Annotated in this window: 22 protein-coding genes and 1 pseudogene; 9 read left to right on the forward strand and 14 right to left on the reverse strand. The window is 67.8% G+C overall.

All coding sequences use genetic code 11. The features are described from left to right. On the reverse strand, positions 1–231 hold a 231-nt coding region (locus ACWAUG_RS09475; RefSeq protein ID WP_460802250.1), incomplete at its 3' end, for a transposase. A gap of 43 nt (positions 232–274) precedes the next feature. Here ACWAUG_RS09475 and ACWAUG_RS09480 point away from each other — a divergent pair. Continuing rightward, positions 275–553 (forward strand): annotated as a pseudogene (locus tag ACWAUG_RS09480) (ATP-binding protein); the annotation flags it as partial. Positions 554–673: 120 nt separating this feature from the next. Here the strand turns inward: ACWAUG_RS09480 and ACWAUG_RS09485 are convergent. Then, positions 674–1252, reverse strand: a complete 579-nt coding sequence (locus ACWAUG_RS09485) for a hypothetical protein (protein WP_460802251.1) — start codon at positions 1250–1252, stop codon at positions 674–676. An 80-nt stretch (positions 1253–1332) separates the two neighbouring features. Then, the gene (locus tag ACWAUG_RS09490; RefSeq protein ID WP_460802252.1) at positions 1333–1842 is read right to left on the reverse strand and encodes a hypothetical protein; all 510 of its coding nucleotides are present in this window, start codon (positions 1840–1842) and stop codon (positions 1333–1335) included. A 183-nt stretch (positions 1843–2025) separates the two neighbouring features. Here ACWAUG_RS09490 and ACWAUG_RS09495 point away from each other — a divergent pair, with 183 nt between their 5' ends. Continuing rightward, positions 2026–2223: a potassium channel family protein gene (locus tag ACWAUG_RS09495; protein ID WP_460802305.1), complete on the forward strand. Its 198-nt coding sequence runs from the start codon at positions 2026–2028 to the stop codon at positions 2221–2223. On the opposite strand, the gene ACWAUG_RS09500 is transcribed toward ACWAUG_RS09495, so the two are convergent. Genes ACWAUG_RS09500 through ACWAUG_RS09515 form a run of 4 tightly spaced genes read right to left on the reverse strand, consistent with a single transcriptional unit; the run spans position 2224 to position 6531 of the window. Beyond that, positions 2224–3099 carry a TatD family hydrolase gene (locus ACWAUG_RS09500; RefSeq protein ID WP_460802253.1) on the reverse strand — a complete coding sequence of 292 codons (876 nt, stop codon included), beginning with the start codon at positions 3097–3099 and terminating at the stop codon, positions 2224–2226. 13 nt (positions 3100–3112) lie between these two features. After that, positions 3113–4687, reverse strand: a complete 1575-nt coding sequence (metG, locus tag ACWAUG_RS09505; protein WP_460802254.1) for a methionine--tRNA ligase — start codon at positions 4685–4687, stop codon at positions 3113–3115. Positions 4688–4718: 31 nt separating this feature from the next. After that, positions 4719–5363: a response regulator gene (locus ACWAUG_RS09510; protein ID WP_298040993.1), complete on the reverse strand. Its 645-nt coding sequence runs from the start codon at positions 5361–5363 to the stop codon at positions 4719–4721. Further along, positions 5356–6531: a sensor histidine kinase gene (locus ACWAUG_RS09515; RefSeq protein ID WP_460802255.1), complete on the reverse strand. Its 1176-nt coding sequence runs from the start codon at positions 6529–6531 to the stop codon at positions 5356–5358. Before ACWAUG_RS09515 ends, ACWAUG_RS09510 begins: the two co-directional genes overlap by 8 nt. Positions 6532–6639: 108 nt before the next feature. On the opposite strand from ACWAUG_RS09515, the gene ACWAUG_RS09520 reads away from it, so the two are divergent. Then, entirely contained in the window at positions 6640–7215 is a 576-nt protein-coding gene (locus tag ACWAUG_RS09520; protein WP_298040997.1) for a hypothetical protein, read from the forward strand. On the opposite strand, the gene ACWAUG_RS09525 is transcribed toward ACWAUG_RS09520, so the two are convergent. After that, complete coding sequence (locus ACWAUG_RS09525) at positions 7154–7783, reverse strand: class I SAM-dependent methyltransferase (RefSeq protein WP_460802256.1); 630 nt, start codon at positions 7781–7783, stop codon at positions 7154–7156. The genes ACWAUG_RS09520 and ACWAUG_RS09525 overlap by 62 nt on opposite strands. Beyond that, complete coding sequence (gene rsmI, locus ACWAUG_RS09530) at positions 7780–8601, reverse strand: 16S rRNA (cytidine(1402)-2'-O)-methyltransferase (RefSeq protein ID WP_298041001.1); 822 nt, start codon at positions 8599–8601, stop codon at positions 7780–7782. Before rsmI ends, ACWAUG_RS09525 begins: the two co-directional genes overlap by 4 nt. A gap of 47 nt (positions 8602–8648) precedes the next feature. On the opposite strand from rsmI, the gene ACWAUG_RS09535 reads away from it, so the two are divergent. Beyond that, the gene (locus tag ACWAUG_RS09535; RefSeq protein ID WP_460802257.1) at positions 8649–10193 is read left to right on the forward strand and encodes a dolichyl-phosphate-mannose--protein mannosyltransferase; all 1545 of its coding nucleotides are present in this window, start codon (positions 8649–8651) and stop codon (positions 10191–10193) included. Between the two features lie 164 nt (positions 10194–10357). Here ACWAUG_RS09535 and ACWAUG_RS09540 read toward each other — a convergent pair whose 3' ends face one another. The 4 genes from ACWAUG_RS09540 to ACWAUG_RS09555 all read right to left on the reverse strand — a co-directional run bounded on the left by ACWAUG_RS09540 (position 10358) and on the right by ACWAUG_RS09555 (position 15059). After that, positions 10358–12151 carry a thioredoxin domain-containing protein gene (locus ACWAUG_RS09540; protein WP_460802258.1) on the reverse strand — a complete coding sequence of 598 codons (1794 nt, stop codon included), beginning with the start codon at positions 12149–12151 and terminating at the stop codon, positions 10358–10360. 38 nt (positions 12152–12189) lie between these two features. After that, entirely contained in the window at positions 12190–12750 is a 561-nt protein-coding gene (msuE, locus tag ACWAUG_RS09545; protein ID WP_298041009.1) for an FMN reductase, read from the reverse strand. Positions 12751–12826: 76 nt separating this feature from the next. Further along, positions 12827–13663: an aldo/keto reductase gene (locus tag ACWAUG_RS09550; protein WP_298041011.1), complete on the reverse strand. Its 837-nt coding sequence runs from the start codon at positions 13661–13663 to the stop codon at positions 12827–12829. 43 nt (positions 13664–13706) lie between these two features. Next, entirely contained in the window at positions 13707–15059 is a 1353-nt protein-coding gene (locus ACWAUG_RS09555; RefSeq protein ID WP_298041012.1) for a heparan-alpha-glucosaminide N-acetyltransferase domain-containing protein, read from the reverse strand. 54 nt (positions 15060–15113) lie between these two features. On the opposite strand from ACWAUG_RS09555, the gene hrpA reads away from it, so the two are divergent. The 5 genes from hrpA to ACWAUG_RS09580 all read left to right on the forward strand — a co-directional run bounded on the left by hrpA (position 15114) and on the right by ACWAUG_RS09580 (position 22777). Next, positions 15114–19079: an ATP-dependent RNA helicase HrpA gene (gene hrpA / locus ACWAUG_RS09560; protein ID WP_460802259.1), complete on the forward strand. Its 3966-nt coding sequence runs from the start codon at positions 15114–15116 to the stop codon at positions 19077–19079. Between the two features lie 102 nt (positions 19080–19181). Then, positions 19182–20159: a methionine ABC transporter ATP-binding protein gene (locus ACWAUG_RS09565; protein WP_460802260.1), complete on the forward strand. Its 978-nt coding sequence runs from the start codon at positions 19182–19184 to the stop codon at positions 20157–20159. Beyond that, entirely contained in the window at positions 20156–20899 is a 744-nt protein-coding gene (locus ACWAUG_RS09570) for a methionine ABC transporter permease (protein ID WP_460802261.1), read from the forward strand. The genes ACWAUG_RS09565 and ACWAUG_RS09570 overlap by 4 nt, the downstream gene beginning before the upstream one ends. Before the next feature lie 38 nt (positions 20900–20937). Next, positions 20938–21765: a MetQ/NlpA family ABC transporter substrate-binding protein gene (locus ACWAUG_RS09575; RefSeq protein ID WP_460802263.1), complete on the forward strand. Its 828-nt coding sequence runs from the start codon at positions 20938–20940 to the stop codon at positions 21763–21765. Between the two features lie 67 nt (positions 21766–21832). Continuing rightward, the gene (locus ACWAUG_RS09580) at positions 21833–22777 is read left to right on the forward strand and encodes a quinone oxidoreductase family protein (RefSeq protein ID WP_460802264.1); all 945 of its coding nucleotides are present in this window, start codon (positions 21833–21835) and stop codon (positions 22775–22777) included. Between the two features lie 16 nt (positions 22778–22793). On the opposite strand, the gene ACWAUG_RS09585 is transcribed toward ACWAUG_RS09580, so the two are convergent. Continuing rightward, positions 22794–23906, reverse strand: a complete 1113-nt coding sequence (locus ACWAUG_RS09585) for an LLM class flavin-dependent oxidoreductase (RefSeq protein ID WP_460802265.1) — start codon at positions 23904–23906, stop codon at positions 22794–22796. Positions 23907–24229: the final 323 nt, after the last annotated feature.

The raw sequence follows: 24229 nt of genomic DNA on the forward strand, positions 1-24229 counted from the left end.
AGCTTCGGCAGTGGTCACCCCAGCGACGTGACCGCCGTCAATATCTGCTTGCTTGACCCACATCCGCACGGACTCGATCCCGTATCCGAGCTGCAACGCCACACGCTGCACCGTCCCGTGATCGGTCCCGAGCTCTGCACGCAACGTCCGCACCATCCGGACCGCAGCAGCTTTCTCCTCTGTCGAATACCGACGCGTCGTCGGCTTCCCTGATGTCTGCTCTTTCGGCATAACCCCATCCTCGTTTCCAAGGTCAGGAGTCTCCAACAAAACCAGAGCGCTTCACGTCGACCTGCTGCTCATCGATGAGCTCGGTTACATGGAACTCGACCGCCGCGGAGCAGAACTCCTCTTCCAAGTCCTCACCGAACGCGAGGAGAAGAACTCGGTTGCAATCGCGTCCAACGAGTCCTTCAGTGGTTGGACGAAGACGTTCACCGACCCCCGGCTCTGCGCCGCGATCGTTGACCGGCTCACCTTCAACGGCCACATCATCGAGACCGGCACCGACTCCTACCGCCTCGCCCACACCCGCACCACGACATCCACATGACCGGCTGCTTGCATCTGAGTCCAGCCAAATAACCGCTGCCGGATACCATCCGGTCACGAACACAGGAAACGGAGGGAGAGTCGCATTCGCCTCTCCCTCCGTTTAGTGCTTGCCGATCACTCAGCGGAGCGAGTGTACCGGGTCATCAGCGGCGACCCAGCAGGCGAAGGTCCAGCCCGCGATTGCGACCGTGCCCCGCAGAGTACCGCCAGCCTTCGCCCCACTAGGAATAGATGCCCTTGTGAGTGAGTTTGAATAGCTGGCGTTGCCGACAGCGCCGAAATCGAAGTTCGAACCTGTGTCAAAGGGGCCCCATGTCACATCAACCGATCGAGTGACAATCGCGCCGACAGTGGAATGCATGCCGTACGAAATTCGAAGCCTTCCCCCCGAGTTTCGGTCGACATAGATCGACGAGACACCGCAGTCGCTGACAGTCTGCCCCAACGTCGCCATACCCGCTGGGTCGCCGAGGGCACCGCAGAGATTCAAGTTCTCCTTGATCGCGCGCTCCCGGTCAGCTTCACTGAACGTGCTGCAATCGATCGTCATCGGCTGCGTGATCACTTGAGTCGATGACGCGCCAACGACAAGATTCTCACCGTCCGCTGTGCTGGCGTACGCAGAGGTCGGGAGACAAACCGCCAAGGTAAGGACGGCTGCCGCGGCGAGTCCCAAGGTCTTCTTGTGGATCTTCATTTGTTTCTCCTATCGGTGGAACGGCATGCCTCGCGGCGAGGCCAACCGTTACGCAAACACTTTGGGCATGGTTGGAGCGCTTACAGTGCCTTCCAGCTCTCGACCAAGGGCGAGATGTCATCGACATTTCGGATGGCGATCTGTTCTGGCAGGTGATCGATCGATCGTGCCGCAAGGATGACGCTTGTATCGCCGTCCTCGAACTCTGCAAAGACATGCTGCGTGTCCACCATCACTAGTCCACGTTCTTGGACGCCCGATCGGCCTTCGAAGTTGACCTTCAAGTCCGTGGTCTGAAGCGTTGGTCGATCGAGGCGAAGTCGCGAGCGAAGGCTGCCTACCTCTCGCAACGACGAGGCTGCGATCGTGACCTTCGGGATCTCAGCCTGTCCCATCCCGCCAGAGGGGTCCCAATGCCCGGTCCAGACATACGAGATCTCACCGGCTGGCAATGGAAAGTCGAGAATGCCCGGCACCAAGGACGTGTTCGACAGCGTGTAGACCCGTGCATCGGCCGCGTACATCATCGCCTCGAACTCATCGCGTTGAGCGAGGAGCTCCGCTTGAGACAGCGTCTGAATCTTCTTCATTTCGCACCAATTCTTCTTGGAACTCGTCAGGCCACCGATGCCTGCTGAAACTCAGAGTATTAGTACCTATCCATCTTGTATGTCCCCATTTTGGTGGACATTGACCGCCGCCGCACACCGAATCAGCAGCCCCTGGGCCAGATCAGAGCGACACCCCTGGGCCACTTCGACTTGACATAGTCAATCACGACCGTCGGCTACGGAGACTACTCACCGGTGACCGCACTGGGTCGCGTCCTCGCCGTGGGACTCATGGTCGGCGGCATGGTCATCATCGGAGTCGTGACGGCGACGCTCATCTCGGACCTGAATGAACGCATCCGCGCGGCCGCGCACGTGCCTGAGATCCTGGATGATGAGAGGCGTCCGTCCGGCGACTGATCAGGCGAAGGAGCCGTAGACGCGCAGCGTGTTCTGCGCCACCTGCGCGGCCAGCTCATCCACGTCGATTCCGAGCTCCGCAGCCATGAACCGCAGGGTGATCGGGATCAGATAGGGCGCATTCGGACGACCCCGCAGCGGCATCGGGGTGAGGAACGGGGCATCCGTCTCCACGAGGAGGCGATCCCTCGGCGTCACCCGCAGGGCGTCGCGCAGATTCTGCGCATTCTTGAACGTCACGTTGCCCGCGAACGAGAGGTAGTAGCCGGCGTCCGCGCACACGCGGGCCATCGCGTCGTCACCCGAGAAGCAGTGGAAGACGGTCTTCTCCGGGGCCCCGACGCGCGCCAGGGTCTCGAGCACCGCATCATGCGCATCGCGGTCGTGGATCTGCATCGCGATGCCGTGCTTCTTCGCCAGAGCGATGTGCGCCTCGAAGGAGGTGAACTGGGGGTCCCGGCGGTGTTCCTCGGTGCGGAAGAAGTCCAGCCCGGTCTCGCCGATCGCGCGGGTGCGCGGGTGCGCGGCGAGCTCATCGATCACGGAGATCGCCTCGTCGAGCATTCCCTCCTCGGCATACACCGGCGCATCGTTCGGGTGGATCGCGACAGCGGCGAGCACACGATCATCGCTCTCGGCCGCGGCGACAGCCCAGCGCGAGGACTCGATGTCACCGGATGCCTGCACCACACCGGCGACGCCGACCTCAGCCGCACGATCGAGATGATCCGAAAGGCTCAGCGCCTCGTCGCCGTCACCGATCTCCAGATGCGCGTGATTGTCGTACACCGGCACCGCGAGCGGCTCCGGGGCTGCCGGATAGCTGAGGTCCTTGCGCCCCTTCGTCTCGCGCGACGTCACGTACGTCTCAGCCATGCCGAGCGTCCGATCAGGCCTGCTCGACGCGCGGGAACAGCGGCGCCAGAGCCCGCACACGCGTGCCGGTCTGGAGCGCGCCCCACGAACCGGCCTCGCGCAGCGGCTGCGCCTGCAGCTCGCCGAGAGAGTCCTCGGCGCCGAGCGCCGACCAGAGCTTCTCGGTCGAGATCGGCATCACCGGCGACAGCAGCACGGCCAGCGCACGCAGGCCCTCGGCGCACGTGTAGAGCACCGTGCCCAGGCGTGCGCGCTTGTCCTCGTCGCGGGCCAGCGCCCACGGCTCGTTCTCGGTGATGTAGCCGTTCAGAGCGTCGACGATCGTCCAGATCGAGTGGATCGCCTGATCGATGTGGAACTCCTCGATCGCAGCATCCGCCTGCGATGCGGCATCCGCGACGACCTTCTGTATCGCGAGATCCGCCTCGGTGTATTCACCGGCTTCGGGGATCACTCCGTCGAAGTACTTCTCGATCATCGCGATCGTGCGCGAGGCGAGGTTTCCGAAGCCGTTCGCGAGCTCGGCCTGGTAGCGCGCAGACAGGTCTTCCCAGCTGAACGAGCCGTCCTGCCCGAACGCGATCGCGGAGAGGAAGTAGAACCGGTAGGCGTCCGAGCCGAACACATCGGTGATCTCGGTCGGGGCTATGCCGGTGAGCTTCGACTTCGACATCTTCTCGCCGCCGACGAGCAGCCAGCCGTGCGCGAAGACGCCCTTCGGGACATCGAGTCCCGCGGCCATGAGCAGCGCGGGCCAGATGACGGCGTGGAAGCGCAGGATGTCCTTGCCGACCACGTGGTAGGCGGGCCAGCGGCGAGCGAAGTTCTCGTCATCGCTGCCGTAACCGATGCCCGTGGCGTAGTTCAGCAGTGCATCGACCCACACGTAGATGACGTGCGACTCGTCCCAGGGCAGCGGAATGCCCCAGTCGAAGGTCGAGCGCGAGATCGAGAGATCCTTCAAACCCTGGCTGACGAACGAGACGACCTCGTTGCGCGCCGAGTCGGGGCGGACGAAATCGGGCTCGGTCTTGTACAGCTCGAGCAGGCGGTCCTGGAACTCGCTCAGCTTGAAGAAGTAGTTCTTCTCCTGCAGCAGCTCCAGCGGCTTCGAGTGGATGGCGCAGACCTTCAGGCCCTCGAACGGCCCGGTGCCCTCGACGATCTCGCTATCGGGCTTGAACTCCTCACAACCTACGCAGTACAGCGCCTCATACTCGCCGGCGTAGATGTACCCCGAGTCGTACAGTCGCTGGAAGAACACCTGAACGTTCTTCTCGTGGCGCTCCTGCGTCGTGCGGATGAAGTCGTCGTTCGCGACGTCGAGCGTCTCGAGAAGCGGGAACCAGCTCTCGGAGACGAGCTTGTCGACCCACTCCTGCGGGGTGACGCCGTTCGCAGCCGCGGCGCGCAGCATCTTCTGGCCGTGCTCATCGGTGCCCGTCAGCATCCAGGTGTCGTCACCGGACTGACGGTGCCAGCGGGCGAGCGTGTCGACCGCCACCGACGTGTACCCGTGACCGATGTGCGGAACATCGGAGGGGTAGTAGATGGGCGTGGTGATGTAGAAGGAGTCGCCTGCGGGCATAGGACGATTCTAGGCCGGAAAGCCGGGACGGTTACGCTGTGCGACCGCCGAGCCTGCCCAGCTGCACACGGGTCGTGGCTCCCGTCTTGCCGTAGAGCGCTCCGACATGCGTCTTCACCGTGGTGATGCCGACGTGCAGCCGATCGGCGATCTGCTGGTTCGTCAGTCCCTCGGCGAGCAGCGCCAGCACTTCTCTCTCGCGCGGAGTGAGGTCGAGGCCCTCTCCCGGGGCCTTCCCCAGCCGTTCGGGGAGACGATTCACCTGTGCGATCAGCGCCCCCGCTATCGCCGGATCGATGACGTGCCGCTCCGCGGCCACATGACGAACGGATTGGATCAGCTCGACGCCGCGGGTCGTCTTGAGCAGATAGCCGTGAGCACCGGCGGCGAGCGCCGCGGCGATCAGGTCGTCGGAGTCGAAGGTGGTCAGCACGAGCACGCGCGTGCGGGTCTGGCCCGTGATGCGCTCCGTCGCCCAGATGCCATCCGTCCCCGGCATCCGCAGGTCGACGAGGGCGACATCGGGTTCCTCGCTCACGCAGAGGGCGACCCCCTCGAAGCCGTTCTCCGCCTCACCGATGATCTCGATGCCCTCATCCGTTCCGAGGATCGCCGCGACCCCACGACGAACCGCCTCGTGGTCGTCGATGAGGACGACGCGGATCGGATCAGACATGCGCTGCCTCCCGAATCAGCGTCATGCGTGCACGCCAACGGCTCTCATCGATGGGTTCGGAAGCCAGCGTCGCCTGGATGCTGTCGAGCAGCAGCGCCGCCCCGGGGATGCCGATTCCCGAGCCGAGCACCGAATCTCGTGCCGCGATCGAGTTCTCGATCTCCACGATCACCTCATCCATCTCCGTCGTCGTACGCAGCACGATATCTCCCCGGCCGTGTTTGACGGCGTTCGTGAGCAGCTCCTGGACGGCGCGCATCGCAATGCCCGCCGATCGGGGCAGGGCTTCCAGAGCCGCATCGAGATCCGCGCCCTCCGGGATGAGCGCGCGTCCCGTCGGCACCCGAGCGGCGAGATCGCCCAGGGCGGGCGGTGCGGTCTCCTCCGCCAGGTCATCGACCGTCGTGAGCACGGCGATGAGGCGACGCAGCTGCCGATGCGCCTCGTCCGTCCCCGCGGCGGCGCGAGCAAGACCCGCTTCCACGTCGTCGCCGATGTCGAGCAACCGGGTCGCCTCGATGTTGAGGCCGGCCACCGCGATCTGATTGGCGACGAGGTCGTGCAGATCGTGCGCGATCCTCTGCCGCAGCAGACGCGTGGCCCGCCGGTGCTCGGAGTCCATCTCCGCGCGCGTGCGCTGCCGTTCGCTGCGCACGTTCCACCCCCAGAGGGCGCCGATCAGGACGATCAGCGCCCACTGCAGAGAAATCGTGACGACCCGCACGGAGACTCCGGGCAGGACGATGAGTACGACGGCCGTGATCGCGATGACGGCGGCGATCACGGCGAGCAGCAGCCGCACGCTCCGGTCGCTGCTGTACCGGAACGCGCAGTACACGAAGTCGGCGAACAGGAGCACGACTCCGATGCTGCTTCCCAGCAGAAGATCCGCAGCGGCCAGCGGCGCGGCGAGCGCCACCACCAGAACCGGGCGCGACGATCGCAGCAGCGCCAGCGCCGACATCAGCAACAGCAGCACGAGGAAGCCGCTCTCCGCGCTCCACAGCCCGGTGGCCGGAATCGCCAGTCCCGTCGCCCACATCCCGTACCCGCCGAATTGCAGCAGCACGAAGCCAATCACCAGGTAGACGGCCGCGAGGATCGCATCCCGTGTGCGGGGGCGCGCGTTCACCTGGGCGATGAGCGAGGTGAGGTGCGACCGCAGCATGTGCTCATCCTGCCCGAGGACGGAGCATCCGTCCTCCTCCGAACGGAGGAGACGACTCCGACCGGCGGGAGGATCCGCGTGCGGCGCCCACGCGCGAGCGTGGGATGCATGAACATCGTCGTCGCCATCCTCATCTGCGAGATCGGCTTCTGGGTCGTCCTCTTCGGCGGGCTCGCCGCCCGATACCTGCTGCGGCTCAAGCGCCTGTCGACGGTCCTGCTCGTGTGCGTACCGCTGCTCGACATCGCCCTGCTGGCTCTGATCACGTGGGATCTCACGATCGCCGGTTCGACGGCCGACTTCACGCACGGGCTCGGCGCGGTCTATCTCGGCTTCACCGTGGCGTTCGGCCATCGCATCATCCACCGCGTCGACGGATGGTTCGCGCACCGCTTCGCCGACGGTCCCGCGCCGGAGGTTCTTCCTGCGCGCGGACGCGCGCGCATCGTTCACGAGTGGAGGGACTGGGGACGCATGGTGCTGTGCGCCGTGATCGCGACCATCGTTCTCGGCGGCATCACGTGGATCGTGGGCGATTCCGCGCGAACGGAAGAGCTGCTCAGCTGGATCGCACGCGTGTGGCTGGTGACGGTGATCTGGCTCGTCGGCTGGCCGATCTGGGTCACCGTGGCATCGGCGCTGCAGCCTTCACGGCGATCACCGAGCCATGGGCGCGGGAGCTGAGCTCGCCCGCGACGCGCTCGCGCCGTTCGCTGCGGACGACCTCGGCACCGGCATCCGCCAGCAGTTGCGAAAGCGATTCGGCGCTCCAGAAGTATGCGGGGGCGACGGCGTGCGCGAAGGACTCGTGAGGCGGACCGTCGAAATAGCCGATCAGGATGCTGCCGCCGGGGCGCAGAACGCGGATCAGCTCGTCGAGCATCTCCGTTAATTCCTCCGGCCGCGCATGGATCAGGGAGTACCAGGCCAGAACGCCGCCGAACTCGTCGTCCGCATACGGCATCTCACGGATCGTTCCCACTTCGAAACGGATGCTCGGATGCCGCTCCTGCGCGGAGGCGACGAACTCGGCGGACAGATCGATGCCGCAAGCCTCGTGATGACCATCGTTCAGAAACGCCGTCCAGTGCCCCGGGCCGGATCCGGCATCCAACAGCCGCCCCTCGGTCGCGTCGCGCCATTCGCCGATCAGGGCGCGATCCGCGGCGTCCACCTGCGCGATGTCGCCGAGGACCTCGATGTATTCCGCGGCGCGGGTGTCGTATGCGGAGGCAACAGCGAAATCGGTCATTTCTGACGCGCGGCGAGGGCCTGCTGGTAGAGGTCGCGCGAGCTGAGTCCGGTCGCGGCCGCCACCTCGGCGCACGCCTCCTTCAGCCGCATGCCGCCTGAGACGAGCGCCTGCACCTGGGCACCGGCGTCCTCTGCCGACACGGCGCGGGCCGGGGCACCCGAGACAACCACGACAATCTCGCCCTTGACGCCGTTCTCGGCCCAGGCGACGAGTTCGGAGGCCGTGCCGCGGCGCACCTCCTCATAGAGCTTCGTGAGCTCACGGCAGACGGCGATGCGGCGGTCATCGCCGAAAGCCGCTCCCATATCGGCGAGGGCGGATGCTATGCGGGCGGGCGACTCGAAGAACACCATCGTGCGGGGTTCTGCGGCGAGCGCGTTCAGCGTCGAGCGGCGTTCGGAGGGTTTGCGCGGCAGGAACCCTTCGAAGGTGAAGCGGTCGGTGGGCATCCCCGAGATGGCGAGAGCCATGAGCACGGCGCTCGGCCCGGGGATCGCGGTGACCGTGACGCCGGCCTCGACCGCTGCGGCGACCACGCCGTATCCGGGATCGCTGACCGCCGGCATCCCTGCGTCGCTGACGACGATGACGTCCTGCTCTGCGGCGAGCGCGACGAGCTCTGCGGCCTTGTGCTTCTCGTTGTGGTCGTGCAGCGCGACCAGGCGCGGACGGTTCTCGATCTGAAGCGCCTTCAGCAGGTGCGCGGTGGTGCGGGTGTCTTCCGCAGCGACGACCTCGGCGTTCTCGAGCACCTCGATGAGGCGGCGAGACGCATCGCCGAGGTTTCCGATCGGGGTGGCGGCGAGGATGATCACCTGTTCAGCTTAGGCGGCTCGAACGGCGATCGATCTAGGCTGGAGCCGTGACCGCGCCCCTGCTGCCGCCGCCTGCGGAATCGTTGACCCGCTGGGAGCGGCTGCGCGATCGCGTGCTCGGCGACGTCGAGTGGAACCGCACGCTCCGCTGGCTCGCGCCTCTCGTCATCACGGCACTCGCCGCCGTGCTGCGGTTGGCGAACCTCGCCCATCCGCGGGTACTCGCCTTCGATGAGACCTATTACGCGAAGGACGCCTGGGCGCTCTGGGCGCTCGGATACGAGGGAGCTTGGGCCGACGGCGCCGATCTCGCCTTCATCACCGGCGACATGAGCGCTCTCAGCGACACCGGCAGCTATGTCGTGCATCCGCCGCTGGGCAAATGGATCATCGCGCTCGGCATGGGACTCTTCGGTGCGGGAGACAGCGCCGCCTGGCGTCTGCCGGTCGCTCTCCTCGGCACCGCGACCGTGCTGCTCGTCTACCTCGTCACCCGTGTCATGACCCGTTCGATCACCGCTGCATCGATCGCCGGGCTCCTGCTCGCCATCGATGGGCTGAGCATCGTCATGAGCCGGATCGGGCTGCTCGACGGCATCCTCACCTTCTTCGTGCTGCTCGGATTCCTGTTCGTCCTGCTGGATCAACGGCGCAGCATCCCGCTCGTCGAGAGCATGCTCCGCGACACGCAGGAGCCGCTGTGGGGTCCGGTGATCGTCCGGCGCCCCTGGCTGATCGCCGCAGGCGTCGCCCTCGGCGCGGCCAGCGCCGTGAAATGGTCGGGCCTGTATGTGCTCGCAGGCTTCGGCCTGTACGTCGTCATAACAGATGCTCTCGCCCGGCGCCGTGCCGGCGTCGCCTACTGGCCCATGGATGCTGTCGCCCGACAGGGCGTGGTCTCCTTCCTGCTGATGGTCCCCGCCGCGGCGCTCACCTATCTCGTGACGTGGAGCGGCTGGCTCGTCACGGCAGGCGGCTACGACCGCCAGTCCGATGCGAACCCGCTGGTCGCCCTGTGGATGTATCACCGGTCGATGTACGGCTTCCACGTCGGGCTGAGCACAGGGCACCCCTATGCGAGCGCGGCCTGGCAGTGGCCCCTGCTGCTGCGTCCGACCGCCGTGTGGACCGGGGATGACGGCTCCTGCGGCACCGACCACTGCATCTCGGTGATCTCCACGATCCCGAACCCGCTGATCTGGTACGCCGGTGTCGCGGCCGCCCTCTACCTGCTCTACCGGATCGTGCGCTCTCTCATCGAGCGTCGGCCGGTGCCGCCGCTCTTCGTCCTCCCGCTGCTGGGGCTCGCGGTGACCTATGTGCCGTGGCTGTTCTACCCGACGCGCACGATCTTCCAGTTCTACACGGTCGTGATGATGCCGTTCCTCGTGCTCGCCCTGGTCCTCGCCCTGCGGGAGATGGCCGGCAGACGCTCGGCCCCGTTGCATCGCCGGCAGGTCGGGCAGCGCGCCGTGGCGATCTTCCTCATCGCCGCCGTGCTCATCTCGGCGTTCTTCTACCCGGTGTGGACGGGCATGAACGTGCCGTACCAGTTCTGGCTCGCCCACAACTGGTTGCCGGGGTGGATCTGACCCGCTCCCGTGTTGCGCGTAGCGGAGCTTGTTGCAGGTGGCGGAGCTTTTCGCAGCATACGTCCGCTGTGCGCAACATCGTCCGCGAGGCGCAACGCAGTGCCTCTACCCCGAGGGGATGACCATCGAGATCCGCCCCGTGCCACGCGGCCACGATTGCCCGCTCAGCGCTCGGCGATGACCTCAGCGGGATCGCCCACCGGCAGGCGGCACACGAAACCGCGGCAGTCGAACACCGCGTCGCCCGACGACGACCGCCCCGCGAACAGCTCGAATCCGGCTTCCGCGAACGCCTGCGCCTGCGCAGGTGTGACGATCGCGATGATGTCGGCGTCGACAGTGCGTGCGGCACGGGCGAGCGCCCCGCGCGGATCGGTCACGACGGCGACCAGCTGGCGCGGCGCCTGGGCGAGGCCCGCCGCGACGGCGAGGAGCGATCCGTGGCCGAACGGATGCCGCAGTGCGGATGCCCCGTGCCGTCGCACGTGTTCCTCCGCGACCTCCCGATACCGCTCCCCCGCACCGAGCCACCAGGCTGTCAGCGATACCCGGGCGATGGCCGCGGCATTCGAGGGCAGGTCGCCGTCGGTTTGATCCGGCGCTGCGACGACTCCATGCGCGGCGAGCACCGGATCCTCGGCAGCCCCCTCCTCGACCAGATCGTCGAGCAGGCCCCGCGCGGTCGCCGCCCATGAGGACTCCCCCGTCGCGAGGGCCACCGCAAACAGCCCATCGGCGAACAGCGCGATATCAGCCGCGGTCGCGACGGCATCGGATGCCGCACCATCCAGCGACGAGCGCACCAACACTCCATCGCGGCGATTCACGCGCAGCACGTAATCGGCGGCAGACGCCGCGGCATCCGTCCACTCGTGACTGTCGAGAGCGACCCCGGCGCGAGCGAGCGCGCCGATCGCGAGCCCGTTCCACCCCGTGATCACCTTGCCGTCGACGGCGGGCGGTTCGAGACCGTCGCGCGAGTCGGCCAGGTAGTAGCCGCCCTCGACGCGCTGCCCCTCGACGACCGATTCCGAATCCTGTGCGGCGTGGAACCCGCCGCCGTCACGACGCAACGTCGTCAACAGGAAGCCGGCGACACCCCGCGCCACCACGGGCGACCCCGCCCGCAGCGCCACATTGAGGAGTTGCGCGTTGTCGGTTAGCATGCGCTCATAGTGCGGCACGGTCCAGTCGCGCATCGTCGCATAACGGAAGAATCCGCCATCGCGATCGCGCAACGCGGATGCCGCCATCGCCGTCAGCGCACGCTCGGCGGCACCCGCCGCCTCCGGCGCCCGGGCACGGATCACCGGATGCTGGAGGAAATCGAGCGTCGTCGCCACGGGGAACTTCGGCGCACCGCCGAACCCGCCGTACAGGGCATCCTCGCGCTCGACGATCTTCTCCGCCGCTGCGACGAGATCCGCCTCCGACGGCAGGTCAGAGGTCGAGACGGCCCCCGCCTGCACGAGGGCCGTGGCGACGGCATCCGCCTGCTCCACCGCCATCTCGCGTCGCTGGGCCCACGCATCCTGCACCGCCGCGAGCACGTCACCGAACCCGGGCATCCCTCCTCGCGCCACCGGCGGCCAGTACGTCCCGGCGTGGAAGGTGCGCCCGGTCGGCGTCGCGAAGACCGTCAGCGGCCAGCCGAGATTCTGCGTGAACGCGGATGCCGCGGCCATGTACGCGCCGTCAACGGACGGATGCTCCTCACGGTCGACCTTCACCGCCACGAAGTTCTCATTGATGAGCGCGGCGGTCTCGGGCGAGGCGAACGATTCCCGGGCCATGACGTGGCACCAGTGGCAGGTGGAGTATCCGATCGAGATGAGCAGCGGCACATCACGGCGCTGCGCCTCGGCGAAGGCCTCCGGTCCCCACGGATACCAGTCGACCGGGTTATCGGCATGCGCGCGCAGATAGGGGCTGAGGGTCTCGGCGAGGCGGTTGCTCATGCCCTCACGCTACGCGGGCGCTGGTGTACGTGCCCGGATCAGATGAGGACGTTGTTCGTCGCGGCATAGCTCATGAGCGGCAAGGCGCGGTCCGCGGCGAGCGCGATCCGGGCCTCGAGCACCTCGGAGGTGATCGTGTACCCGTCGAAGTCGGTGTTGCTCGCGTAGACGCCCAGCGGCAGCGTCAGCGCCTGGAAGAAGGAGAACAGAGGACGCAGCTGGTGCTCGATCATCAGCGCGTGGCGCTCACCCCCGCCGGTCGCCGCCAGCAGGACGGGTTTTCCGACGAGTTCGTACTGCCCGACGAAGTCGAACAGGTGTTTGAAGAGCCCGGTGAAGGACGCCCGGTAGACGGGACTTCCGACGATCAGCAGATCGGCCTGCTCGATCGCCACGAGCTGCTCCTCGACGTGCACCGGCAGAGCGTCGCGGGTCAGCGCACCGGCGAGCGACGGCCCGACCTCGGTGAGCTCGATGAGCTGCACCTCCGCGTCGACACGATCGGCGATGGCCGTGGCGATAGCACGCAGCAGAGCGGTCGTCTTGCTGGGTTCGTGCAGCGAACCGGAGACGGCGACGATGCGGAAGGGAGCGGTCATGCCATAGACGCTAGCGACGAGAACGCCCCGTGTCGCCTATTGCGACACGGGGCGTCATCGAATGAAACGCCGCGTCTCAGTTGAGGTCGTTCGGGTGCGTGCCGACACGGCCCGACCCGTCGAGCGGGTCGAGGGCGTCGATCGCGGCGACCTCGGCGTCGGTGAGCGAGACGCCGAACACGTCGAAGTTCTCGATCATGCGCTCCTTGCGCACCGACTTCGGGAAGACGATGTTGCCCTTGTGCAGGTGCCAGGCGATGACGATCTGCGCGGGCGTCTTGCCGTGCGCGGCGGCCGCTTCGGCGACGGCGGGCGTGCCGAACAGGTCGTACTTGCCCTGGCCGAGCGGGCCCCAGGACTCGATGCGGACCCCGTGATCCGCAGCCCACGCGACGACGTCGCGCTGCTGATAGGCGGGGTGCAGCTCGATCTGGTTCACGGACGGCGTGACGCCGGTCTCGGCGACGACGCGCTCCAGGTGCGGCACGAGGAAGTTCGAGACGCCGATGCTGCGGGTCAGTCCCTGCTCGCGCAGCTCGATGAGCTTCGAGAACGCGTGCACGTAGTTGTCCTTGGCGGGGGTCGGCCAGTGCACGAGGTAGAGGTCTACCTGTTCGATGGCCAGCTTCTCGAGGCTCTCGGCGATCGCCGCGTTCGGCTCGTCGCCGTCGTGGCGGTCGTTCCACAGCTTCGTGGTGATGAACAGTTCGTCGCGCGGGATGCCGCTCTTGGCGATCGCGGCGCCGACGCCGGCCTCGTTGCCGTAGATCGCGGCGGTGTCGATGTGGCGGTGCCCGATCTCGAGCGCTTCGGTCACGGCGCGTTCGGCGTCTTCGGAGGGAACGAGGAATACCCCGTACCCGAGCTGGGGAATGGAGACACCGTCATTGAGAGTCACTGTGGGAATGGTCATGCATTCACCCTAGATCCTGTGATGACAGCTTCGTGATCGAGAGTCATCCAACACGACCCGCCATCGTGTCGGCGCACCACCCGACGAGACGCTCCAGCGGCCCGCGGCGCAGGAAGATCGCCCACAGCGTGGCGAGCACGAGCAGGGCGAGTGCCGAGATGCCCCAGACCGCGTTGCTGTGGAGACTGCCCGAGGGACCGGCGAAGACGAAGAACGACATCACATGCAGGCTGTATGCCGTCAGAGGCATCGATCCGAGTGCGGCGACGGGCAGGAGCACCCAGCGCAGCGGACGGCTCAGCAGCAGGCACAGGCCGATGACGATGAGCGCGAATCCGCCGGAGCCGAGGACCTCTGCGGTGCCTCCGGAGTGCGCATCGGCGGTGACGAGCGCGGACAGCATCGCGCCTCCGAGATCGTTCTCGGCCAGCATCCCGGGATAGTTGCCCCACCCGTCGATGAAGAAGCCATCATCAAAGGCCTCGTCGATGGATGCTCCGTCCTCGAAGTATTGGTGGTCGCCGGCCGGGTAGCAGGAGATGTAGCCGTCACCGTAGTCGTCGCACACGAGACCCTCGAGGTCCATGTCCTCCGCGGGCACGCCCATCGGGAAGTCCGAGTCGTCGATCCAGGAGCTGCTGGAGGAGGAGGGCGAGTCGTCTTCATAGGCATCACCGAGGGATGCTGCGGCGAGCGCCGCGGTGCCGTAGCCGATCACCGCGAGGACGACGCCGATGATGAGGATGCGGATGGCGGAGCACAGGCGCTCGGGGTTGGTCCGGCCGACAGCCATGCCGCCGAGCACGAGGGCGAGCCAGACGGTGATCGGGTAGGTGCCGAAGAGAACAAGGTCCAGGCCCGGTCCCATCGGGTACAGCAGGAGAGTCTGCACGAGCGCCAGCAGGGGCGGCGCGACGACCGCGAGCGCGCCGGAGGCGAGGAGCAGCCGGCGCACCGACCAGCCGAGGAACGGGATCACGGCGATGTAGAGCAGCCCGTAGACGGTGAGGATCACTGCGATGGGGGTGTTCAGCAGCTCCAGGCACAGGCCGATGAGGAAGATGGCGGCGCCCCGTCCGAGCAGGCGCAGTCGTATCTGCGGCATTTGCTCGGGTGCGGGCGGGACCGAGCGGCCGGTCATGAGCGCGATGGAGACGCCGGCGAGGACGGCGAACAGGATCGATGAGCGGCCGTGCACGAGGCCGCCCCACGTGCTGACGTCGAAGGGCACGACGCCGCCGGCCTCGCCGACGTGCGCGCCGATCATGCCGAGGATCGCGAGGGCACGGGCGACATCGAGCCCCATGATGCGCGGAGGCCGGCCGAACGTCGCCCACCAGTTCTTCCACGGACGGACGGGGGTCGGCGCCGATTCGGCGACAGGGGTGCTGCTCACCCGTCAATCATAGGGATCAGCATCCGTCGCCGACGCGTCGTACGATGAAGGGCTATGTCTTCTCCCGTCATCTCCTATCCCCCGGAGCTGCCCGTCAGCGCGGCCCGGGACGAGATCGCCGCCGCCATCCGCGACAACCAGGTCGTCATCGTCGCCGGCGCCACGGGGTCGGGCAAGACGACGCAGCTGCCGAAGATCTGCCTCGAGCTCGGCCGCGAATCGATCGCGCACACCCAGCCGCGCCGTCTCGCCGCCCGCACGATCGCGGAGCGCGTCGCCGAGGAGATGCAGGTGCCCCTCGGCGACCTCGTCGGATACAAGGTGCGCTTCACCGATCAGGTGTCGGATGCGACGAAGGTCGCCCTGATGACCGACGGCATCCTGCTCAACGAGATCCACCGCGACCGGCTGCTGCGCCGCTACGACACGATCATCATCGACGAGGCGCATGAGCGCTCGCTCAACGTCGACTTCCTGCTCGGCTACCTCACCCGCATCCTCCCCGAGCGGCCGGATCTGAAAGTCATCATCACCTCGGCGACGATCGACCCGGAGAGCTTCGCGAAGCACTTCGCGGATGCCGCCGGCGAGCCCGCGCCCATCATCGAGGTCTCCGGCCGCACCTTCCCCGTCGAGATCCGCTACCGCGGCCATGACGAGGAGGACGAGAGCACCGACGACATCGATGAGGTCTCGGCCATCGTCGCCGCGCTGAAGGAACTCGACCGCGAGGACCGCGGCGACGTGCTCGTGTTCCTGCCCGGTGAGGCCGAGATCCGGGATGCCGCGGATGCCGTGCGCAGCGCCTACACGTCATCTGCCGCACCCGTCGAGGTGCTGCCCCTTTACGGCCGGCTCTCCGCAGCCGAGCAGCACCGGGTCTTCGAGCGCAGCACGGTCGCAGGCCTGCGCCGCCGCGTCGTTCTCGCCACGAACGTCGCCGAGACGAGCCTCACGGTGCCCGGCATCAAGTACGTCATCGACACCGGCACGGCGCGCATCTCGCGCTACAGCAGTCGCTCGAAGGTGCAGCGGCTGCCGATCGAGCCGGTGTCGCAGGCATCCGCCAATCAGCGCTCCGGGCGCGCCGGCCGCACGAGCGACGGCATCGCGATCCGCCTGTACTCCGAGGACGACTTCGACAAGCGCCCGGAGTTCACCGAGCCCGAGATCCTGCGCACCTCGCTCGCATCCGTCGTGCTGCAGATGCTCTCGCTCGGCTTCGGCGACATCACCGCGTTCCCGTTCCTCACACCGCCGGACTCCCGCGGTGTGAAGGCCGCCTTCGACCTGCTCGTCGAGCTCGGCGCCGTCGACCTGTCGCGCGAGACGCCGAGGCTGACGAAGACCGGCCGCGACATCTCGCGCATGCCGATCGACCCGCGATTCGCCCGGATGCTGCTGGAGGCCGGCCGCACCGGCGTCGGCGACGAGGTGCTCGCGATCGTGTCGGGCATGAGCATCCAGGACGTGCGCGAGCGGCCCTCGCAGGACGCCCCGCAGGGAGTTCGCGATTCGGCGGAGCGCGCGCATGCGCGGTTCACCGACCCTGCCAGCGACTTCCTCGCACTGCTGAAGCTCTGGGACTACCTGCGCGAGCAGCAGCGCGAGCTCGGCTCGAGCGCGTTCCGGCGCATGTGCCGCAGCGAGCACCTGAACTATGTGCGCGTGCGCGAGTGGTTCGACGTGCACCGCCAGCTGCGCACGCTCGTGCCGAAGGGGGCGCAGCGCGGCGCAGCGCAGCGGCCGTCCCGTGAGCGCAGCGAGCGGAGTGAGAAGAAAGAGCTCCAGGGCCACCCGCAGGGCGACGCGATCCACCGCGCGCTCCTCTCCGGCCTGCTCTCGCAGATCGGCATCCTCGACGAGCGCAACGTCCCGAGCGCCAACAAGGACAAGGGCAAGAAGGACAAGCGCCGCATCGCCGAGTACCGCGGCGCACGCGGCATCCGCTTCTCGATCTTCCCCGGCTCCGGGCTGCGCAAGCAGTCCCCTCGGGCCGTGATGGCCGCCGAGATCGTCGAGACGTCGCGCACCTTCGCGCGCACGGTCGCGGCGATCGATCCGGCGTGGGCCGAGTCGCTCGCCGGCGATCTCGCGAAGCGGCAGGTCTCCGAGCCGCACTGGTCGAAGGATGCCGGCGCCGCCGTCGCCTACGAGAAGGTGACGCTGTTCGGGGTGGAGATCATCCCGCGCCGGCGCATCCAGTTCGCCCGTATCGACCGCGCGGCATCCCGCGAGCTGTTCGTGCGCCACGCGCTCGTCGAGGGCGAATGGGATCCCACCCGCATCGATAAGCGCGTCAGCGCGTTCTGGCGCAGCAACCATGAGCTGCGCAAGCGCCTCGAGAAGCTCGAGGAGCGCGAACGGCGCCGCGACATCCTCGCCGGCGACGAAGCCGTCTTCCAGTTCTACGACGAGCGCATCCCCGCCGAGGTCTTCGATGTGCGCTCCTTCGAGGCGTGGTGGCGCGACGCTCTGCAGTCGACGCCGAAGCTCCTCGTCATGCGCGAGAGCGACCTCATCGACGATGACGACCGCGCCGACCAGCGAGAGTTCCCCACCCGTTGGCATCAGGGCGACCAGGTGCTGGGGCTCGCCTACCGGTTCGAGCCCGGCGCCCCCGATGACGGGGTGAGCGTCGTCGTGCCGCTCGCGCTGCTCGCTCAGATCGAGGACCGCGGCTTCGACTGGCAGGTGCCGGGCCTGCGCGCCGAGCTCGTCACGGCTCTGCTGCGGGCGCTGCCGAAGGCGATTCGACGGCACGTCGTTCCCGCCGCCGACTGGGCGGAGAAGTTCGGCGACGCGCTCGCCGAACAAGGACCGGAGAACCACGTCGGCCTCCCGGATCGCTCCCTGAAGGAGGCGCTGGCGAAACTCATCCAGCCCCTCGCGAACCAGCCGATGAGCGCCGCCGATTTCGAGGACGACCGCGTCCCGGGCCACCTGCGCATGAACTTCCGAGCGGTCGATGAGCGCGGCCGCGTCGTCGGCAATGCCCGCGACCTCGCTCAGCTGCAGCAGGAGCTCGCCGACCGGGCGCGCACGAGCGTTGCCCGCTCCATCGCGCGCACGAGCACGGCTGCGCCCACGCCGGGCGCGCGTACGGTCTCGGCGCAGAACGCCGTCGCCGCGGCATCCGCCCGTGGTCCGATCGAACAGGACGGCCTGACCGACTGGACCTTCGGAGACCTCCCCGAGCTCCTCGACACGAAGGTCGCCGGCGGCGTCGTGCGCGGCTACCCCGCGATCGTCGACCGCGGCAAGACCGTCTCGGTGCGCGTGGAGGCGACGGCGGATGCTGCGGCCGCCGCCAGCAGCGACGGCATCCTGCGCCTGATCCTGCTCAACGTCCCCTCCCCCGCCTCCTACGTCCAGGGGCACCTGACCGCTCCGGAGAAGCTGGCCCTCGCCGCCTCGCCCTATCCGAGCGCGGCCGCCCTCATCGAGGATGCGCGCGCCGCCGTGGCCCGGGCGACGCTCGACCGCGCCGGGGGTGCGGCATCCATCCGCTCCCGTGAGGCGTTCGAACGAGCGCGCGACGCCGTCAACGCGACGCTCGTCGACGATCTCTTCCAGGCCGTCTCGCTCGTCGCCCGCATCCTCACCGTCTCCCGTGATGTGGAGCGCGGCATCAAGGCGAAGAACTCGCTCTCCCTTCTCGGGCCGCTCGGCGATATCCGTGCGCATCTGAGCGGTCTGCTGCATCCCGGGTTCATCTCCGCAGCCGGCGTCGAGCGTCTCGCCCACTTCCCCCGCTACCTCGGCGGCATGCTCGAGCGGCTGAAGACGCTGTCGAACGAACCGGGCAAGGACCGCACCCGCATGACCGAGTACGAGCGCGTCGCCCAGGCCTTCACCGATGCGGGCGGGACCATCCCGCTGGAGCAGGACGCCTCCCCAACGCTCGTCGAGGTGCGCTGGATGCTGGAGGAATTCCGCGTCAGCGTATTCGCACAGCGTCTCGGCACCGCCCAGCCCGTCTCCCCGCAGCGCATCCTGAAGGCGCTGCGCGAGCCCTGAGCCGCGTCATCCCCCGTCATCCGGATTCGCATTCCCAGGTGCGATCAGGAGAAAATAGCAGCAATCCTCATCTTCTCCCCGAAAGGGGCATCTGGTATCCCCATGATCACCATCGAGAACGTCAGCCGATCATTCGGTGGCACGCGGGCTCTCGACGACGTCTCGCTCGAGATCCCGCGCGGCCAGATCTTCGGCGTCGTCGGTCAGTCCGGCGCCGGCAAGTCGACGCTGCTGCGCACCGTGAACGCCCTGGAGCGGCCCGATTCCGGCCGCGTCGTCGTCGACGGCGTGCCCGTCTCGCACCTGCACGGCAATGAACTGCGCACCGCGCGTCACGGCATCGGAATGGTGTTCCAGCACTTCAACCTCATCGGCAACCGCACCATCGTGCAGAATGTCGAATTCGCTCTCGAGGCGATCGGGAACCCGCGCGGCGACCGCACCCGCCAGGCCCGCGAGATGCTCGACCTCGTCGGCCTCTCGGCCCGCGCCGATGCGTACCCCGCTCAGCTCTCGGGCGGACAGCGCCAACGCGTCGGCATCGCCCGCGCCCTCGCCTCCCGGCCCCGCGTGCTCCTATCTGATGAGGCGACCAGCGCCCTCGATCCCGAGACGACCCAGCAGATCCTTGCTCTGCTACGCCGCCTGTCGGGGGAGCTCGGGCTCACGATCATGCTGATCACCCACGAGATGACGGTCGTCAAGCAGATCTGCGACTCCGCGGCTCTCCTCGAGCACGGCCGTGTGATCGAGAACGGTGCGCTCACCGATCTGATCCGCACTCCGGGAAGCCGCCTCGCCCGCGACCTGTTCCCGCTGGGAGAGGTCCCCGACATCCCGGGATCCGCCATCATCGATCTGACGTTCGCCGGCGAAGAGGCCCACAAGCCGACCATCACGCTGCTCGCCCGTGCCCTCGACCTGGACGTGTCGATCCTCGGGGCGACGATCGAGAACATCGCCGGCGCGCAGGCCGGCCGCACTCGTCTAGCCCTGCCGGGAGACGCCGCAGTCCTCGCGCGCGCTCAGGCCTTCCTCGCCGAGCACAGCGTCGCCGTCGAGGTGGTGAAGGCAGCATGATCGACTACTCCGCCCCCACTTTCTGGTCCGACCTGTTCGACGTGATGCTCACGGGAACCCTCGCAACGCTCTGGATGACCGGTGTCGCGATCCTGTTCACGATCATCATCGGCCTGCCGCTGGGCATCGTTCTCGTCGGAACGGAGAAGGGCCGCTTCCTCGCGACCCCGTTCGGTTCCGCCGCGGCCGGCGTCATCATCAACCGGGTGCTCGGGTTCATCGTGAACCTCGGCCGGTCGGTGCCGTTCATCGTGCTGATGATCGCGCTGATCCCCCTGACCCGGATGCTGCTGGGCTCGTTCATCGGAACGGGACCCGCCATCTTCCCGCTGACGATCATCGCGATCCCCTTCTTCGCCCGTGTCGTCGAGATCGCCGTCAAGGAGGTCGACTCGGGCCTGCTCGAAGCCGCCGACTCCCTCGGCGCCACCCGCTGGCAGCTCGTGCGGCGCGTGATCCTGCCCGAGACGGGTCCGGCGATCGTCCTCGGCATCGCGACGACCATCACCTCGATCATCAACTTCTCGGCCATGGTCGGCGTCGTCGGCGGCGGAGGACTCGGAAACGTCGCCCTCACCTACGGCTTCCAGCGCTACAGCTGGCTGCACATCGTCGCCGTCGTCATCGTGCTGTTCATCATCGTGCTTCTCGTGCAGTGGGCCTGCAACGCCATCGCCCGCCGGCTCGACCACGCGAACCGCGCAGCCCACGCCGCCGAGGCGATCGACGCCGGCGCCTGACCCCGAAGCATCCATACATCGAACCCAGGAGCATCATCATGTCCTTCTCCTCCCTCACCCGCGGCATCGCGATCGCCGCCGCCGGTGTCCTCGCCCTCAGCCTGACCGCCTGCGCCGGCTCCTCCGACGCTCCGGCTGCGGACGGCTCCGACGGCCTCGGAACGCTGAAGGTCGGCGCGCTGCCCGTCCCCGCCGGCGACATGCTCAAGTGGGTCTCCGAGAACCTCGCCGAGGAGAAGGGCCTGACGATCCAGTGGCAGGAGTTCACCGACTACAACACGCCCAACCCGGCGCTGTCGGACGGCTCGGTCGATGCGAACCTGTTCCAGAACTCGACGTTCCTCGAGACCTACAACCAACAGACCGGCGACGACCTGATCTCGGTCGGCGAGATGTACCTGCCCGCCGCCGCCTTCTACAGCAACAAGGTCGACAGCCTCGATGAGCTGGAGGACGGCGCGACCGTCGCGATCCCCAACGACCCGACCAATGAGGGACGCGCTCTCGAGCTGCTCGCCGCCGAGGGGATCATCGAGATCTCCGAGGGCGCCGACACGATCAGCGGCATCACCGAGAACCCGAAGAACCTGAAGTTCATCGAGATCGAGAACGCGACGCTCGCCCTCGCGCTTCCCGACAACGACGCGGCGTTCGTCACGGCATCCTTCGCGATCCCGGCGGGCCTCTCCGACGACCAGGCGATCCTCATCGAGGGCACAGACAGCGCGTACTACAACATCCTCGCCACCCGTGCCGACCTGAAGGACGACCCGCGCATCACGGCTCTCATCGAGATGCTGACCGATGAGCGCACCCAGGAGTACATCCTCGAGACGTGGAAGGGCCTGATCGTCCCGGTCGGCTGATCCCTCTCCCCGATGCCCCCGTCACCGTTTCGGTGCGGGGGCATCGTCGTACCGGTAGCCTGGCCGCATGGCTCGCGCGATCGTCTACACAGAACTCGGAACCCCTGATGTCCTCCGCCTCGTCGACATCCCCGACCCGGTCGCGGGCGCGGGCGAGGTCGTCGTTCAAATCGAAGCAGCCGGGGTTAACCCGCTCGATGCGAAGCTGCGCCGCGGCCTGCGGCCCGGGCCGCCCATCACTGTGCCGCGTCGTGTCGGATTCGACGGAGCGGGTGTCATCGAGTCGCTCGGCGCGGATGTCACCGCGTTCCGGGTCGGCGACCGCGTGGCCGTCCGCGACACCGTCGGCACCTACGCGACGCACCTGACGGTGCCCGTCGAGAAGCTCGACGCCCTGCCGGATGCAGTGACCACCGCCGAGGGCGCGGCCCTCGGCATCCCGATCGGGACCGCCTACCAGTGCGTGAAATCACTCGGTGTGGGCTCCGACGACACGCTTCTCGTGCATGCGGGTTCCGGCGCCGTCGGACAAGCGGCGATCCAGTTCGCCGTCGCCGCGGGTGCGACGGTCATCGCCACCGCGAGCCCGGCACGCCATGATCTCGTGCGCGAGCTCGGCGCGATCCCCGTCGCCTACGGGGACGGTCTCGCCGACCGCGTGCGCGCGGCGGTCGATGGTGATGTCACCGTGGCCCTGGACTGCATCGGCACGGATGAGGCGATCGAGGTGTCGAAGCTGCTCGTCTCCGATCCCTCTCGCATCGCGACGATCGTGCGCGGACCGGATGCGGCGGATCTCGGCATCCGCGCCTTCAGCGGCGGGTCGCCCGATCCCCTCACCGCCGAGCAGGTCGCCTGGCGGGCCGAGGCAGTCGGCATCGCGATCAGCGGGCTCGCGACCGGCGACTTCCAGGTGGAGCTCGCCGCCGAGCTGCCGCTCGCCGACGCCGCCGAGGCCCACCGCACGATAGAAGCTCACGCCGCCGGCGGCAAGATCACGCTGATCCCGTAAGCGCCGCGCGGTCCGCTCAGGCGGCCGCCCGCTCCTCATCGCGCAGGCGCGCGCCCTCGCGCAGCAGGGGCACGAGCTCCTCGCCCCAGTGGTGCACATCGCCGAGCGGGTCGAAGCCGCGGATGAGGAAGCGCGTGACGCCGAGGTCGTAGTACTTCAGCAGTGCCTCCGCGACCTGCTGCGGGGTGCCCACGGGAGCGGTCGAATTGCCCGATGGCCCCACGAGCCGCGTGATGCCGGTCCAGAGCCGCTCATCGTGCACATCGCTGCGCCGGGCGAGCTGCTGCAGGCGCTCGGAGGAGACGGCGTCCCGCTCGCGGCGGGTCGGAGCGGCGAACGCCAGGGTGTTCCCGGTCTTCTTCGCGGCGAGCAGCCGCTCGGCCTCCGCGTAGATGCGATCGGCCTTCGTCCAGGCTGCCTCCTCCGTCTCCGCGACGATCGGCCGGGTCGAGAGGCTGAACTCGATCGTGCGCCCTTCCTTCGCCGCAGCGGCGCGGATGGTGCGGATGTGCTCGGCGATGTCGGCGAGCGGCTCCCCGAACAGCATGTAGACGTCCGCCCCCTTCGCACCGACATCGATGGCGCCGTCGGAGAGACCGCCGAAGAAGATCGGGATCCCCGCATCGGTCGCGGGTTTCACCCCGGAGTAGGCCCCCTCGACGCGGTAGAAGTCCCCGTGGTGGTCGAAGGGCTCCTCCGAGACGAGGGTCCTGCGCAGCACGTCGATGAACTCGCCCGTGCGCCGATAACGATCGGCCTTCTCGCTGAAGTCGCCGTCGCGGCGCTGATCGGCTTCGCTGCCGCCCGAGATGTGGTGGATCGCGACCCGGCCGCCACCGGTGAGGTGGTCCAGTGTCGCGAGCTTGCGGGCGACGATCGTCGGGGCGACGAAGCCCGGACGGTGCGCGATGAGGACCTTGAGGTTCTCGGTCGCGTGCAGAGCGGCGGATGCGACGGCGAAGCCATCCGGCGAGCTCGCGCTGTATCCGATGAGGATCCGGTCGAATCCGGCGTCCTCGTGAGCGCGGGAGAATTCGCGCACATAGGCTGCGTCGACGACCGGTCCGGTGAGCTCCTTCACCTCGGACCCCGGGGTCGTCGCGATCATTCCGAGGATTTCGATGGGCATGTGCTGCTCACAGCGTGTTCGGTACCCACCTACAGAACGGCGGCGCGCTGCAAGCCCGTTCGCAGGCTGAAAGGGCCGTCTGCGCCTTACGTCTTGAAGGTTGGCGTTCCCGGGGGCTGTGCCTGCCGTCGCGTGCATGCTCGGACGGTAGCACGGGTGCAGTCGGTGCCGCTGGCTCTCAGCCGTCCACTGCGGACCTGGCAGCGTGCACCCGTACCCGGCCAGCCGGTGGGGCGCACCCGGGACGCCAGCGGGGGCCCGCTGCTGGCCGTGCAACACGCGCAACACGCCGGGACGCGGGACCAATTTTTATCCCTCTCGAC

This window comes from Microbacterium sp. GXF6406, assembly GCF_054798215.1.

Coding starts and splice junctions, on each gene's coding strand:
- ACWAUG_RS09515 (WP_460802255.1), bottom strand. CDS start 6,531: ATGCTGCGGTCGCACCTCACCTCGCTCATCGCCCAGGTGAACGCGCGC.
- ACWAUG_RS09525 (WP_460802256.1), bottom strand. CDS start 7,783: ATGACCGATTTCGCTGTTGCCTCCGCATACGACACCCGCGCCGCGGAA.
- ACWAUG_RS09520 (WP_298040997.1), top strand. CDS start 6,640: ATGAACATCGTCGTCGCCATCCTCATCTGCGAGATCGGCTTCTGGGTC.
- ACWAUG_RS09540 (WP_460802258.1), bottom strand. CDS start 12,151: ATGAGCAACCGCCTCGCCGAGACCCTCAGCCCCTATCTGCGCGCGCAT.
- metG (WP_460802254.1), bottom strand. CDS start 4,687: ATGCCCGCAGGCGACTCCTTCTACATCACCACGCCCATCTACTACCCC.
- ACWAUG_RS09570 (WP_460802261.1), top strand. CDS start 20,156: ATGATCGACTACTCCGCCCCCACTTTCTGGTCCGACCTGTTCGACGTG.
- ACWAUG_RS09565 (WP_460802260.1), top strand. CDS start 19,182: ATGATCACCATCGAGAACGTCAGCCGATCATTCGGTGGCACGCGGGCT.
- ACWAUG_RS09490 (WP_460802252.1), bottom strand. CDS start 1,842: ATGAAGAAGATTCAGACGCTGTCTCAAGCGGAGCTCCTCGCTCAACGC.
- ACWAUG_RS09500 (WP_460802253.1), bottom strand. CDS start 3,099: ATGGCTGAGACGTACGTGACGTCGCGCGAGACGAAGGGGCGCAAGGAC.
- ACWAUG_RS09580 (WP_460802264.1), top strand. CDS start 21,833: ATGGCTCGCGCGATCGTCTACACAGAACTCGGAACCCCTGATGTCCTC.
- ACWAUG_RS09510 (WP_298040993.1), bottom strand. CDS start 5,363: ATGTCTGATCCGATCCGCGTCGTCCTCATCGACGACCACGAGGCGGTT.
- ACWAUG_RS09550 (WP_298041011.1), bottom strand. CDS start 13,663: ATGACCATTCCCACAGTGACTCTCAATGACGGTGTCTCCATTCCCCAG.
- msuE (WP_298041009.1), bottom strand. CDS start 12,750: ATGACCGCTCCCTTCCGCATCGTCGCCGTCTCCGGTTCGCTGCACGAA.
- ACWAUG_RS09485 (WP_460802251.1), bottom strand. CDS start 1,252: ATGAAGATCCACAAGAAGACCTTGGGACTCGCCGCGGCAGCCGTCCTT.
- ACWAUG_RS09585 (WP_460802265.1), bottom strand. CDS start 23,906: ATGCCCATCGAAATCCTCGGAATGATCGCGACGACCCCGGGGTCCGAG.
- ACWAUG_RS09575 (WP_460802263.1), top strand. CDS start 20,938: ATGTCCTTCTCCTCCCTCACCCGCGGCATCGCGATCGCCGCCGCCGGT.
- hrpA (WP_460802259.1), top strand. CDS start 15,114: ATGTCTTCTCCCGTCATCTCCTATCCCCCGGAGCTGCCCGTCAGCGCG.